The 14,142-nt window shown below is 60.5% G+C and carries 11 protein-coding genes; 5 read left to right on the plus strand and 6 right to left on the minus strand.

What is annotated here, in order from left to right; translation table 11 throughout:
• Positions 1-50 precede the first annotated feature (50 nt).
• The gene (locus DK870_RS18845; protein ID WP_161549380.1) at positions 51-1,352 is read left to right on the plus strand and encodes an OprD family porin; all 1,302 of its coding nucleotides are present in this window, start codon (positions 51-53) and stop codon (positions 1,350-1,352) included.
• A gap of 187 nt (positions 1,353-1,539) precedes the next feature.
• Here DK870_RS18845 and DK870_RS18850 read toward each other — a convergent pair whose 3' ends face one another.
• Both DK870_RS18850 and DK870_RS18855 read right to left on the minus strand, forming a co-directional pair.
• A complete protein-coding gene (locus DK870_RS18850; RefSeq protein ID WP_161549381.1) occupies positions 1,540-2,382 on the minus strand; it encodes a mechanosensitive ion channel family protein in 843 nt (280 codons plus the stop codon).
• Between the two features lie 135 nt (positions 2,383-2,517).
• Positions 2,518-3,003 carry a YajQ family cyclic di-GMP-binding protein gene (locus DK870_RS18855; RefSeq protein WP_060754199.1) on the minus strand — a complete coding sequence of 162 codons (486 nt, stop codon included), beginning with the start codon at positions 3,001-3,003 and terminating at the stop codon, positions 2,518-2,520.
• 123 nt (positions 3,004-3,126) lie between these two features.
• Between DK870_RS18855 and DK870_RS18860 the strand changes: the two genes are divergently transcribed.
• From DK870_RS18860 to DK870_RS18870, 3 genes are read left to right on the plus strand one after another with little or no spacing between them, the layout of a single operon-like run.
• The gene (locus tag DK870_RS18860; protein WP_161549382.1) at positions 3,127-4,044 is read left to right on the plus strand and encodes a putative 2-dehydropantoate 2-reductase; all 918 of its coding nucleotides are present in this window, start codon (positions 3,127-3,129) and stop codon (positions 4,042-4,044) included.
• A 46-nt stretch (positions 4,045-4,090) separates the two neighbouring features.
• A complete protein-coding gene (locus DK870_RS18865; RefSeq protein WP_161549383.1) occupies positions 4,091-6,127 on the plus strand; it encodes a PAS domain-containing sensor histidine kinase in 2,037 nt (678 codons plus the stop codon).
• Positions 6,128-6,129: 2 nt separating this feature from the next.
• Entirely contained in the window at positions 6,130-6,708 is a 579-nt protein-coding gene (locus DK870_RS18870; RefSeq protein ID WP_060754202.1) for a cob(I)yrinic acid a,c-diamide adenosyltransferase, read from the plus strand.
• 110 nt (positions 6,709-6,818) lie between these two features.
• Here DK870_RS18870 and DK870_RS18875 read toward each other — a convergent pair whose 3' ends face one another.
• The 3 genes from DK870_RS18875 to secA all read right to left on the minus strand — a co-directional run bounded on the left by DK870_RS18875 (position 6,819) and on the right by secA (position 11,860).
• Positions 6,819-7,763: a Nudix family hydrolase gene (locus DK870_RS18875; protein ID WP_060754203.1), complete on the minus strand. Its 945-nt coding sequence runs from the start codon at positions 7,761-7,763 to the stop codon at positions 6,819-6,821.
• 20 nt (positions 7,764-7,783) lie between these two features.
• Positions 7,784-9,001, minus strand: coding sequence for a bifunctional glutamate N-acetyltransferase/amino-acid acetyltransferase ArgJ (gene argJ, locus DK870_RS18880; protein WP_060754204.1), 1,218 nt, complete (start codon positions 8,999-9,001; stop codon positions 7,784-7,786).
• A 123-nt stretch (positions 9,002-9,124) separates the two neighbouring features.
• Complete coding sequence (gene secA / locus DK870_RS18885; RefSeq protein ID WP_090368847.1) at positions 9,125-11,860, minus strand: preprotein translocase subunit SecA; 2,736 nt, start codon at positions 11,858-11,860, stop codon at positions 9,125-9,127.
• Positions 11,861-12,164: 304 nt separating this feature from the next.
• Between secA and DK870_RS18890 the strand changes: the two genes are divergently transcribed.
• On the plus strand, positions 12,165-12,620 hold the full coding sequence (locus DK870_RS18890) for a DUF721 domain-containing protein (RefSeq protein WP_060754206.1): 456 nt from the start codon (positions 12,165-12,167) through the stop codon (positions 12,618-12,620).
• A 3-nt stretch (positions 12,621-12,623) separates the two neighbouring features.
• Here DK870_RS18890 and DK870_RS18895 read toward each other — a convergent pair whose 3' ends face one another.
• Positions 12,624-14,102, minus strand: coding sequence for a helicase HerA-like domain-containing protein (locus DK870_RS18895; protein ID WP_060754207.1), 1,479 nt, complete (start codon positions 14,100-14,102; stop codon positions 12,624-12,626).
• Between the last annotated feature and the right edge of the window lie 40 nt (positions 14,103-14,142).

Below are 14,142 nucleotides of genomic sequence, written 5' to 3' on the forward strand. Positions count from 1 at the left end.
ATACAGGTGGGACGGCAGTACTCTTCCTAAAACCAAAGGAGCAAATCACGATGCGCGTGATGAAGTGGAGCATGATCGCCCTGGCTGTTTCAGCAGGCACCTCGCAGTTCGCAATGGCGTCCGCCCAGGACGACTCCAAGGGCTTTATCGAGGACAGTACAGCCAGCATTCTGACTCGTACTCTGTACTTCAGCCGTGACTTCCGTAACAACGCGCCAGGCACCCAGAGCCGCCGCGAAGAAACGGGTCTTGGCTTCCACGGTCTGTTCAGCTCGGGCTACACCCAAGGCACCATCGGGGTCGGTGTCGATGCCATCGGCTTGCTGGGCCTCAAACTCGACAGCGGCAAGGGCCGCGCCGGTACCGGCCTGTTCCCTAACGGCTCCGACGGCCGTGCGCAGGACGACTATTCCAAGGGTGGCGCAGCCATCAAGTTCCGTATTTCCGATACGGTCCTGAAAGTGGGCGACCAATACACCACCGCTCCGGTATTCGCATCCGACGACAGCCGCCTGCTGCCAGAGCTGCCGCAAGGTATCTCGATCACCAGCAACGAGATCAACGGCCTGAAACTGGAAGCCGGTCACTTCACCTCGATCGTTGCCCAGGACCACACCTACAAGGACAGTATCGCCAGCGCCGAGCCAGGCACCGGTACCGGCCTGCGCGATGCCAACTTCGTCGGCGGCGTGTACTCCTGGACGCCTGAGTTCACCACCAGCCTCTACTACTCGAAAGTAGAAGACTACTGGAAGAAGCTCTACGCCAACGTGAACTGGACTCACGCGCTCGACAAAGATCAGTCGGTAGCCGTTGACTTCAACATCTACAGCACCAAAAGCGACGGTGCCGGCCTGCAACGCGCAGAAAAAGACGGCACCACCAAACTGGATAACCGTGCCTACAGCTTGCAAGGCGCGTATACCTACCAGGCTCACACATTCACCTTGGCCTACCAGAAGGTCAGCGGTGACGGTGACTACGGCTATGGCGTAGACGGTGGCGGCACGATTTTCCTGGCCAACTCCGTCGCCCGTTCCGACTTCAACGCTGAAGACGAGAAATCCTGGCAAGCTCGCTATGACCTGAACATGGCCACCTTCGGCGTGCCAGGCCTGAGCTTCATGACTCGTTACGTCAGCGGTAGCGGCGCCAACACCGGCACCACGTCGAACGGTAAAGAGTGGGAACGCGACATCGAAGCCAAATACGTGATCCAGAGCGGCCCGGCCAAAGACCTGAGCCTGCGCGTACGTCAAGCGACCTATCGTTCGTCTGACGGCGTGTACTACGGTTCGGCGTCCATCGACGAACTGCGTCTGATCGCGCAATACCCGCTGAACATCTTGTAATTAGCCGTTTGATTGCAATGATGACCTAAGGCATCCGCCTTAACTAAAAAGCCGCTCCCCTGTTCACAAGGGAGCGGCTTTTTTATTGCAGTTATATTTCACTGGAAAAATAGCAAGCTAACTAACCAGACAAAAACCCGCACACCTGACCTGACCGCTCAGCCAAGTTTTGCAGCATCACACTTAGTTACTTCGTAGCACTTTCCTGCATTACACGAATAACCCGCTGCGGAAACGGAATATCAATACCTGCCGCTTTCAAACGATCACGCGCCAGTTCATTGAGCATGAACATCACATCCCAATAATCCGCCGTCTTGGTCCAGCAGCGCAGCGAAACGGTGATCGAACTGTCGCCCAAGGTCGACACCACGGCTACCGCCGCCGGGTCGGCCAATACGCGAGGGTCCTTGGCCAGTTCCAGCAGCACTTCACGGGCTTTCTGCAGATCAGCGTCATAGTCCACACCCACATCAAACACCACCTTGCGGGTCGGCTGACGGTTGGTGTTGGTGATGATGCCGTTGGACAGGCTGCCATTCGGGATGATCACCGTCTTGTTGTCGCCGGTGCGCAACACGGTGTGGAAGATCTGGATACTGTCGACGGTACCCGAGGTGCCCTGGGCTTCGATCCAGTCACCAATGCGGAACGGGCGGAACAACAGAATCAGCACGCCACCGGCAAAGTTCGCCAGGCTGCCTTGCAATGCCAAGCCAATGGCCAAGGTCGCGGCACCAATCGCAGCCACGAACGAGGTGGTTGCCACGCCGATCATCGAGGCCACGTTGACCACCAGCATCATCTTGAGCGCGATGTTCGCAAGGCTGGTGATGAAGTGCTGCAGCGCCAGGTCCGCATTGCGCAGCGCCAGCAAACGCCCGACCCGATGGGTCAAGACGTTGATCAGCCACCAGCCGATGGCCAGGGTGACCACCGCCAGTAAAAACCGGCTGCCGTATTCCATGATCATCGGGACCCACGACTGCGAGGTCTTGATCAACTGATCCACTTCTGCGTTTAAATCCATGTAGCTTCTCCTGTTGGGCGGTGTGCGGCTTTATCAACTGCCTGAAAACGCAAATGAGCCCCTTGGGGCTCAATGGCAGGCGCAGGTTCCGGGGCGTGGGACGTCAAAAACGCCGACGGGTTCCCCGCAGAGCCATCAGTCGCGGAAGTTATTGAACTGCAGCGGCATGTCGAAGGACTTGGCGCGCAGCGCTGCGATCGCTTCTTGCAGGTCATCACGTTTCTTGCCCGTGACCCGCACCTGCTCACCCTGGATGGCAGCCTGCACTTTGAGCTTGGCATCCTTGATGTGGGCGACGATTTTCTTGGCCAGCTCTTTGTCGATGCCTTCCTTGAGGACGGCTTCCTGCTTCATCAGCTTGCCCGAAGCGTAGGCATCCTTGATTTCAAGGCATTGCGCGTCGATCTTGCGTTTAACCAGGGACAGCTTGAGGATCTCGATCATCGCTTCCAGCTGGAAATCGGCTTCAGCGGTCAGGTTGACGGTCAGTTCCTTTTCCTTGAATTCGAAGCTGCCCTTGCCTTTCAAGTCATAGCGACGGTCCAGCTCCTTGACGGCGTTCTCGACGGCGTTGGTGACTTCGTGTTTGTCCAGTTCGGATACCACGTCGAACGAAGGCATGTCATTTCTCCAATATAAGGGGCGGGCTCAGTAGAGATGGAGCGCGCCCGAGCTAAAATGCCGGGGCATTATAGCGGTTCTTTCGCCGCGTTCACTGCGAGCAGCCCTACGGAGTAAAAACTGATGTCGACCACCTGGCACATTCTCGGCGCCGGCAGCCTGGGCACCCTCTGGGCTGCGCGCCTGGCACGCGCTGGCCTGCCCGTACGGCTGATCCTGCGTGATGATGCACGCCTGGCCAGCTATCGGGCGGGCCCGGGGTTGACGCTGGTCGAACAAGGCATAGCGCACACCTATCCGGTAATCGGCGAAACGCCTGACAGCCCGGAACCGATTCATCGCCTGCTGGTGGCGTGCAAAGCCTACGACGCGCAAAGCGCAGTAGCCCAGTTGCAACATCGATTGGTACCGGACGCCGAACTGGTCCTGCTGCAAAACGGCCTCGGCAGCCAGGACGCCGTCGCCGCCCAACTGCCCCAGGCCCGCTGCATCTTTGCCTCCAGCACCGAAGGCGCATTCCGAGACGGCGACTGGCGCGTGGTATTTGCCGGCCATGGCTACACGTGGCTGGGCGATGCCGCCCACCCCACGCCACCGCTATGGCTGGATGACCTGCACGCCGCGGGCATCCCCCACGAGTGGAGCACCGCGATTCTCACGCGTCTATGGCGCAAGCTGGCCCTCAACTGTGCGATCAACCCTTTGACCGTGCTGTACCAGTGCCGCAACGGCGGCCTGCAAAACCATCAATGTGAAGTGGCGACCCTGTGCGCCGAGCTGACCGAGTTACTCGAATGCAGCGGCCAGCCGGCCGCTGCCGAGCATTTGCACAGTGAAGTGGAACGGGTGATCCAGGCCACCGCCGCCAACTACTCGTCCATGTATCAGGATGTGGCCAACCGCCGCCGTACCGAAATCAGCTACCTGCTGGGCTACGCCTGCGAAGCCGCTGCCCGCCATCAATTGGCCCTGCCGCACCTGCAACAAGTGCAGGCGCGCCTGGTCGAGCACTTGCGTGCACACGGATTGGCCAGCGACTGAGGCACGCGCTACCCTGCCTACCTCTCTATCACCTGGGAAAACCCTGATGCCACTGCGCCAGCGTCTTGAAAATCTACCGGTAGGGCAGAAACTGCTGGCCGCCTTGCTGGTGTTGTTGACCACCGTATTGTTGGTGGCCAACCTGACGTTCATCAGCGCGGCTTACTGGATCTCCCAGGAAAGCATGGCGCCCCAGGCGCTGCAGGCCATCGGGCGGTTGGTGTCCAACCCGTCACTGGCCGCTGAAGCCCTCGAATCGTCCACCAAGGCCGAAGCCCTGCTCAATGAACTGACCAGCTATTCACCGCTGCGCGCAGCTGCGTTGTATGACGGCGAAGGCACTCGCCTGGCGCAGATGCAGCACGCCAATCGCCTGCACCTGCCGGATAATTACCGGCATATCGAGGCTTGGCGCCTCACTGAGTTTCGCAGCAACCAGGTCATCACCCTGCCCCGTCCCGGCCAGCCTCCCGGGCATCTGCTGCTGGTGGCCAGCAGCGAACTGCCGATGGCCTTTTATACCGGCACGCTGACGGCTAGCCTGGGCATCCTGATTTTCAGCGTGCTGCTGTGGCTGGTCATTGCCCGACAGATCAAGCGCCTGATCACTCGCCCCATCCACGAACTGGAAGAGCTGTCGCGTCAGGTGACTCGCGAAGAGAACTATTCCTTGCGCGCCGGGCGCGGCAACCATGACGAGATCGGCAGCCTGGCGGAAGCCTTCAACACGATGCTGTCGCGCATCGAAGCCCGCGAGCAGCAGCTCAAACGCGCCCGTGATGACTCCCAAGCCGCTTACGACCAAGCCCAGGGCCTGGCCGAGGAAACCCGTCATACCAACCGCAAACTCGAGCTGGAAGTACAGGTTCGCAGCAAGATCGAGAAAAAACTCACCGGTTTCCAGAACTACCTGAACAGCATCATCGACTCGATGCCGTCGGCGCTGATCGCCTTGGACGAACAGCTCTACGTCACCCAGTGGAACCAGGAAGCCAGCGCCCTTTCCGGGACACGCCTGGATGAAGCGCTGAATCAACCGATCTTTCTCGCCTTCCAGCCGCTCAAACCCTACCTGAGGCAACTCAAGGCCGCGGTCGAGCAGCACAGCGTGGAACGCATCGAGCGCGTCACCTGGGTCAAGGATGACGAGCCCAAGCATTACGCCCTGACGTTTTACCCGTTGATGGGCGGTGCCGGGCGCGGAGTGGTAATCCGGATCGACGACATCACCCAGCGCCTGTCGCTGGAGGAAATGATGGTGCAGTCGGAAAAAATGCTCTCCGTCGGCGGGCTTGCCGCAGGCATGGCCCATGAGATCAACAACCCGCTGGGAGCCATCCTGCACAACGTCCAGAACATTCGCCGCCGCCTGTCTCCCGACCTGCCCAAGAACCTGGAACACGCCGAACAGGCAGGCATCGAGCTGGACACCGTCAACCGCTACCTGCAAAGCCGCGAAGTGCCGCAGTTGCTCGACGGCATCCAACAAGCCGGCGCTCGGGCTGCGAAGATCGTCACCCACATGCTCAGTTTCAGCCGCCGTAGCAATCGGCAGATGGCGCCCTGCGATCTGCCGGCGCTGATCGACCAGGCAGTGGAAATTGCCGGTAACGACTTTGACCTGACCATCGGCTTCGACTTCAAGGGCCAGGCGATCATCCGCCAATTCGATCCACTGCTAGGCCCGGTACCGGGCACCGCCAACGAGCTGGAACAGGTGTTGCTCAACTTGCTGAAAAACGCCGCCCAGGCCATTCACCTGCGTGAAGACGACAGCGAGCCGGGGCGCATTATCTTGCGCACCCGCCTCAATCCGCCGTGGGCCGAAATCCAGGTGGAAGACAATGGCATCGGCATGAGCGAAAGCGTGCGCAAACGCACCTTCGAACCGTTCTTCACCACCAAGGAAATCGGCCAGGGCACCGGGCTCGGGCTGTCGGTCTCGTACTTCATCATCACCAACAACCACAAGGGCCAGATGGAAGTGCACTCCACCCTCGGCCAAGGCACCTGCTTCACGCTGCGCCTGCCCTTGGCGGGCAGCCAATTGCCACCCTACGAACTCACCCAACTGGAGCAATGACCATGGGCTTTCGCCTGTCGAAGATCTACACCCGTACCGGCGACCAAGGCGAAACCGGCCTCGGCGATGGCCGGCGTGTACCCAAGGACCATCCGCGGGTGGAGGCCATTGGCGAGGTCGACACCTTGAACAGTCAATTGGGCCTGCTGCTGGCCAATCTTGAGGAACAGAGCGGCAAGCACCCTGAACTCAAGGATGTGATCGAGGTGCTGACGCCTTGCCAGCATCGGTTGTTCGACCTGGGCGGTGAACTGGCAATGCCGGTGTACAAAGCCTTGAATGCAGCGGAAGTGGATCGGCTGGAAGCGGCGATTGACCGCTGGAATGAAGAAGTCGGGCCGCTGGAGAACTTCATCCTGCCGGGTGGTTCGGCGCTGATCGCGCAAGCTCATGTATGCCGCAGCCTGGCGCGCAGTGCAGAACGGCGCTGTCAGCAGTTGAATGCGCTTGAGCCGCTGGAAGGCGTGGGGCTTGCGTATATCAATCGGTTATCGGATCTGTTGTTTGTGGCGGCGCGGGTGATTGCCAGGCGCCAGGGTGTTGCGGAGGTTTTGTGGCAGGCGGCGGCTAAACCGCACTGAGGGTTGTGTAGTGACTGATCGGGCCCTATCGGGAGCAAGCCCCCTCCCACAAGGGCAACTTGTTCAACTGTGGGAGGGGGCTTGCTCCCGATGAGGCCATCAACGGCTGATCAGACTTCCGGCCAGAACGCCCGGATCCCTGCCACACCCTGAGCCCCGGCTTCCCAGGCCTGCTCCCGCTCGGCGGGCCCAAGCCCACCCAACAGAAACACCGGCTTGCTGAACCCACTGATCAACTGCGCCGCCTGCTCCCAGCCCAACGGCTGTGCATCTGGATGGGTCAGGGTCGGCTGCACCGGCGACAGCGTGACGAAATCCACATCCATCATTTGCGCCAGAGCCAGTTCTTCGGCGTTGTGGCACGAGGCCGCCAGCCAGCGGTCCTTCGGCAACGGTCGCCCCTTACTCGCGTATTTACGCAGTTGCGCCGAAGTCATGTGCCAACCGGCCGAAGGAAAGTCCCCCAGCCACTCGAACGGCCCCTTGAGCATCAACTGGGCCTTGCCGGCACACAGGCCAACCGCATCCACCGCCAGGTCACGATACTTGGGGTCGTAACCGTTGGGCGCACGCAGTTGAACCAGCTTGATACCACCGGCAATGGCTTTCTGAAGGCCGCGCAGCAGCGTGGGAGTTTCCAGCTCACCCGGGGTGATCAGGTACTCGGCAGGCAAGCGCGCAGCGGCAACGATCGGTGCATTGGCCGCCGGGAACTCATAGTTGATCAAGTCCCGAGGCGCTACCCATTCCAGCGGTTGCCCTTCGGCACCATGAGGCTCGCCGGTAAACGCCGAGACCTCCCAGACATCCAGTAACACCTGCTTGTCCGGGTAGTCGTGTTGCACCTTGATCAGCGGCCGGGCCGTGGTGACCCGGATGCCCAGCTCTTCGTGCAGCTCGCGCGACAAGGCGGTTGCCACCGACTCATCGGCCTCCACCTTGCCCCCAGGAAACTCCCAGAGGCCGCCCTGATGCTGGGTATCGGCACGGCGCGCTAGCAGAATCCTGCCGTCGGCACCGCGGATCACCGCTGCTGCTACATGCACTCGTTTCACCGCGTTTATCCTCTTGGCTATCAGGTACGGTATTCCGCGTTGATCTTCACGTACTCGTGGGACAGGTCGGTGGTCCAGATGGTTTCGCTGCACTCGCCACGACCCAGCTCGATACGGATGGTGATTTCTTCCTGCTGCATCACCGCCGAGCCCTGGGCTTCGGTGTAGGTTTCAGCACGGGCACCGCGGCTGGCAATGCACACATCGCCCAGGAACACGTCGATCTTGCTCACGTCCAGGTCCGGCACACCGGCACGGCCAACGGCCGCCAGGATGCGCCCCCAGTTCGGGTCAGAGGCGAACAGTGCGGTCTTGATCAGCGGCGAGTGGGCCACGGTATAGCCCACATCCAGGCATTCCTGGTGGTTGCCGCCGCCGTTGACTTCAACGGTGACGAACTTGGTAGCGCCCTCGCCGTCGCGCACGATGGCCTGGGCCACGTCCATGCACACTTCAAACACCGCCTTTTTCAGCGCGTCGAACAGGGGGCCTTCGGTGGTGGTGATTTCCGGCAGGTTGGCCTTGCCGGTTGCGATCAACATGCAGCAATCGTTGGTGGAGGTGTCACCGTCGATGGTGATGCGGTTGAACGACTTGTTGGCGCCATCCAGCATCAGCTTGTGCAGCACCTCGCGGGAAACCTTGGCATCGGTGGCGATGTAGCCGAGCATGGTGGCCATGTTCGGACGGATCATGCCGGCGCCCTTGCTGATGCCGGTCACCGTGACGGTCACGCCTTCGTGCACGAACTGACGGCTCGCGCCCTTGGGCAGAGTGTCGGTGGTCATGATGCCGGTGGCGGCGGCAGCCCAGTTATCCACAGACAGGTCGTCCAGGGCAGCTTGCAAGGCACCTTCGATTTTTTCCACCGGCAGTGGCTCACCGATCACGCCGGTGGAGTACGGCAGCACTTGGCTGGCGTCTACGCCCGCCAATTGGGCCAGCTTGGCGCACGTGCGCGCAGCGGCAACCAGGCCTGGCTCGCCGGTACCGGCGTTGGCATTGCCGGTGTTGGTCAGCAGATAACGAATCGAACCGGCAACGCGCTGCTTGGCCAGGATCACCGGTGCCGCGCAGAACGCGTTGAGGGTGAACACGCCCGCGACGGTCGAGCCTTCGGCACAGCGCATCACCACCACATCCTTGCGCCCCGGACGCTTGATACCGGCCGAAGCGATACCGAGTTCGAAACCGGCAACCGGGTGCAATGTGGGCAAAGGACCAAGACCAACAGCCATGAATGCGCTCCTCAAAAATAGGGGGTGTCTGTGCCGTCGTAAGCGACGGTGAAATTAATGGCAAAACGCCGCGACGGCAAAAGCCGGTCGCGGCGCGGAGTATTGCAGCGTCGGGCGAAAATCTTATTCGATCTGGCCGTGGCAGTGTTTGAATTTCTTGCCCGAACCGCAGTAGCACAGTTCGTTGCGGCCCAGCTTCTGATCGTTGCGAACCGGCGTTTGAGCCAGCGCCACATCCACCTCTTCGCCCAAGACTTCAGGCGCTTCCAGGCCCGGTGCCTCGTCATGCTGGAACTGCATGCGGGCGGCCAGCGCTTCGGCTTCCTGACGCAGGCGAGCTTCTTCCTCGGCCGGATCTTCGCGACGCACCTGAACGTGGGACAGCACGCGAATCGAATCGCGCTTGATCGAGTCCAGCAGTTCGGAGAACAGCGTGAACGACTCGCGCTTGTACTCCTGCTTCGGGTTCTTCTGGGCGTAGCCACGCAAGTGGATGCCGTGACGCAGGTGATCCATGGTCGACAGGTGGTCTTTCCACAGGTCGTCCAGCACGCGCAGTACGATTTGTTTTTCGAAGGTGCGCAGTGCTTCGGCACTCGCCTGCTCTTCTTTTTCGTTGTACGCGGCCAGCAGCTCGGTCATCAGCTTCTCGCGCAGCGTCTCTTCGTACAGGTGATCGTCTTCGTCCAGCCACTGCTGAACCGGCAGGTCAACACCGAAGTCGCTCTTCAAGGCCGCTTCCAGGCCGGCGACATCCCACTGCTCAGGCAGGGACTGTGGCGGGATATGGGCGCTGACGGTGGCGTTGAGCACGTCCTGACGGAAATCGGCGATGGTCTCGCCAATGTTGTCGGCGGCCAGCAACGTGTTACGCATGTGATAGATCACTTTACGCTGTTCGTTGTTGACGTCGTCGAACTCGAGCAGTTGCTTACGAATGTCGAAGTTGCGGCCTTCGACCTTGCGCTGCGCCTTCTCGATGGCGTTGGTCACCATGCGGTGCTCGATCGCCTCGCCGGACTGCATCCCCAGGGCTTTCATGAAGTTCTTCACCCGGTCCGAGGCGAAGATACGCATCAGGCTATCTTCCAGGGACAGGTAGAAACGGCTGGAACCGGCGTCACCCTGGCGACCGGCACGGCCACGCAGCTGGTTGTCGATACGACGCGATTCATGACGCTCGGACGCAATCACCTGCAGGCCACCGGATTCCAGCACGGCCTGATGGCGTTTCTGCCAGTCGGCCTTGATCTGGGCGATCTGCTCGGGGCTCGGGTTTTCCAGTGCCGCGACTTCCACTTCCCAGTTACCGCCCAACAGGATGTCGGTACCACGACCGGCCATGTTGGTGGCAATGGTCAGCGCGCCTGGGCGACCGGCCTGGGCGATGATCTCGGCTTCTTTTTCGTGGAACTTGGCGTTGAGGACCTTGTGCTCGATACCTTCCTTGTTGAGCAGGTTGGACACGTGCTCGGAAGTCTCGATGGTAGCGGTACCCACCAGGATCGGGCGGCCTTTGGCCATGCCGTCCTTGATATCGTTGATGATTGCCGCGTATTTCTCTTCGGCAGTCAGGAATACCAGGTCGTTGAAATCCTTACGCGCCAGCGGCTTGTTCGGTGGAATCACCATCACGGCCAGGTTGTAGATCTGGTGGAATTCGAACGCTTCGGTATCGGCCGTACCGGTCATGCCGGACAGCTTGTTGTACAGACGGAAGTAGTTCTGGAAGGTCGTCGACGCCAACGTCTGGCTTTCAGCCTGGATGTTGAGGTTTTCCTTGGCTTCGATGGCCTGGTGCAGGCCTTCGGACAGACGGCGACCCGGCATGGTACGCCCGGTGTGTTCGTCGACCAGCACGACCTGGCCGTCCTGCACGATGTATTCAACGTTGCGATGGAACAGCTTGTGGGCACGCAGGCCGGCGTAAACGTGGGTCAACAGGCCCAGGTTGTGTGCCGAGTACAGGCTTTCGCCCTCGGCCAGCTCCCCGATCTGGGTCAGCATTTCTTCGACGAACTGGTGACCGGCTTCGTTGAGTTCGACCTGACGGGTCTTCTCGTCGATCGTGAAGTGACCTTCTTTGGTCACGACGCCTTCCACTTCTTCGATGTGCTGGGTCAGACGCGGAATCAGTTTGTTGATTTCGGTGTACAGGCGGGAGCTGTCTTCGGCCTGGCCGGAGATGATCAGCGGAGTACGGGCTTCGTCGATCAGGATGGAGTCGACTTCGTCGATCACGGCAAAGTTGAGTTCACGCTGGAATTTTTCTTCCATGCTGAACGCCATGTTGTCGCGCAGATAGTCGAAACCGAATTCGTTGTTGGTACCGTAGGTGATGTCGGCAGCGTAGGCGGCACGCTTCTCTTCCGGCGGCTGGAAAGGCGTTACCACGCCGACGGTCAGGCCGAGGAATTCATAGAGCGGGCGCATCCAGTTGGCGTCCCGGCGAGCCAGGTAGTCGTTCACCGTCACCACGTGCACGCCCTTGCCGGACAGTGCGTTGAGGTAAACGCCCAGGGTTGCCACCAGGGTCTTGCCTTCACCGGTACGCATTTCGGCAATCATGCCTTCATGCAAGGTCATGCCGCCGATCAACTGAACGTCGAAGTGGCGCATGCCCATGACACGCTTACCGGCTTCACGGGCGACCGCAAAGGCTTCGGGAAGCAGTTTGTCGAGGGTTTCACCTTTGGCTATGCGGGCCTTGAACTCTTGGGTCTTGGCGCGCAATTGGTCGTCCGAAAGGGCAACCATCTGCTCTTCGAGGGCATTGACCAGTTGCACCGTCTTGAGCATGCGTTTGACTTCGCGCTCATTCTTGCTTCCAAAAAGTTTCTTTAACAAAGGCGCAAACATATCGGCAGGTTCTTCCACACATAGGGATGGAGGGCGCACCGTGAGTGGCCCGAGCAGCCCTCACGGCCGCATGCGAACGCGCATTCTACCCGGAATCGTGGGTGAGGAAAGTGGCGTTATTGCACGAGGCAGGCATGGCACTGTGAGAGGCCCTTTTTAAAATAAGGGCTTTTACTGGAACTTCAACCCATGGAAGGCAGAAGTTACCGATTGATTTTACGGGAAAACTACGCGGACGCATGGCCAGGGGGCTTACGGGCGCTTTCTGTTAAGATGACCACTCTGTTACTTCAGGTGTCTATATATGGCGTTACGCCATCAACCAGCCCGCGCGCCCGGCGCGTTGCTTCGCGAAGCCAAGCCGTTGAAAGCCATCTTTGGCCATGCACAACGCCTGGGCCTGCTGCAACGCCTGCTCGAAAGCCAGTTGCAACCGGCCGCGCGTGAACATTGTCATGTAGCGTCGTGGCGGGAAGGCCATTTGCTGCTGATTGTCACCGATGGCCATTGGGCCACCCGGTTGCGCTATCAACAAAAACGCCTGCAACGACAACTGATGGCCTTTGACGAGTTTGCCGGCCTGACGCGCATCCAGTTCAAAGTGCAGCCCCCAGCCGTGCAGCCACGCGCAGTGGGGCATACGGTGGACCTCTCGGAAAATGCGGCCGAAACCATTCAGGCTACGGCCGATGAGATCAGTGATCCGGGCCTGCGCGCGGCGCTGGAGCGGCTGGCCGCCCACGCCAGGCGCAAACCCTGACCGCTATTTGCGCTTGCCGCCGCCCAACAGCGACCCCAACAACCCACGCACCAACTGGCGGCCCATCTGATTGGCGGCCTGCTGCATCGCTGATTTCAGCGCCTTGCCTGCCGTCGTGCCCAGAAATGCGCCGGCCTTGTCGGTAAAGCTCGGCTCTTCGGCCGCCGGCTTGCTTGGTTCCTCGGGCCCCAGGTCCTTGCGAGCCATCAGCACTTCATAGGCCGACTCACGATCTATCGGTTTGTCGTAGCGCCCGAGCAAAGATGAACGGGCGATCAACGCAGCCCGTTCGGTCTCAGTGAGCGGCCCGATCCGCGATTGTGGTGGCGCGACCAGTACCCGCTGGACAACTTCCGGTGTGCCTTTTTCCTGCAAGGTGCCCACCAGCGCCTCGCCGGTGCCCAGTTCGGTCAGCACCGCCAAGGTATCGAACGCCGGGTTGGGGCGAAAACCCTCGGCCACCGCCCGCAGGGATTTCTGTTCCTTGGTGGTGAAGGCTCGCAAACCGTGTTGTATGCGCAGCCCCAGTTGCGCGAGCACCGTGTCAGGCAAGTCACCCGGGGATTGCGTGACAAAGTACACGCCCACCCCTTTGGAGCGAATCAGGCGCACCACTTGCTCCAAACGGTCCTGCAGGGCCTTGGGCGTGTCCGCGAACAACAAATGCGCTTCGTCGAAAAACAACGCCAAGAGCGGCTTGTCGGCATCGCCACGCTCAGGCAGCTGCTCGAACAACTCAGCCAGAAGCCACAACAGGAAGGTCGCGTAGACCTTCGGCGCCTCATGTACCAGGCGGCTGGCGTCCAGCAGGTGGATCCGCCCACGCCCGTCGCCGTCGGGCTGCAAAATATCTTCGAGCTGCAGGGCCGGCTCGCCAAACAAGGCTTCGGCACCCTGCTGCTCCAGCACCGCCAGGCGCCGCAACAGCGCCTGGCTGGAGCCGGTGGTCATCAACGCCGCATCGTCGCCCAGCAGTTCCGGGTGATAGCGCAGGTGGTTGAGCAGTGCCTTGAGGTCCTTGAGATCCAACAGCAGCAAGCCCTCACGGTCCGCTACCTTGAAAGTGGCATAGAGCGCCGACTGTTGGCTGTCAGTGAGTTCCAGCAGGCTGCCGAGCAACAACGGTCCCATTTCGCTGATCGTCGTACGCAATGGATGGCCGGATTGTCCGTGGATATCCCACAGCGTGACCGGGTAAGCCTGCGCGGTGTAATTGAGGAAAGGCATGCCTGCAATGCGCTCGGCGACTTTACCCTGGGGGAAGGCTGCGGCACCCAGGCCGCAGAGATCCCCCTTGATGTCGGCGGCGAATACCGCCACGCCCGCATCGCTGAAGGCTTCCGCGAGGCGTTGCAGGGTGACGGTCTTGCCCGTACCTGTGGCACCGGCAATGAGGCCATGGCGGTTGGCCAGGCGCATGGCCTGAGCAATGGGCTGGCCGTCAGGGCCGGCACCGATAAGAAGTTGCGTGGAGTCAGGCATTTCGTCACCTATGGTTAATCTTTAGTGCAGCCAAGCCGAT

It is taken from the genome of Pseudomonas sp. Q1 (genome assembly GCF_009935975.1).
GTDB classification, from domain to species: Bacteria; Pseudomonadota; Gammaproteobacteria; order Pseudomonadales; family Pseudomonadaceae; genus Aquipseudomonas; species Aquipseudomonas palleroniana.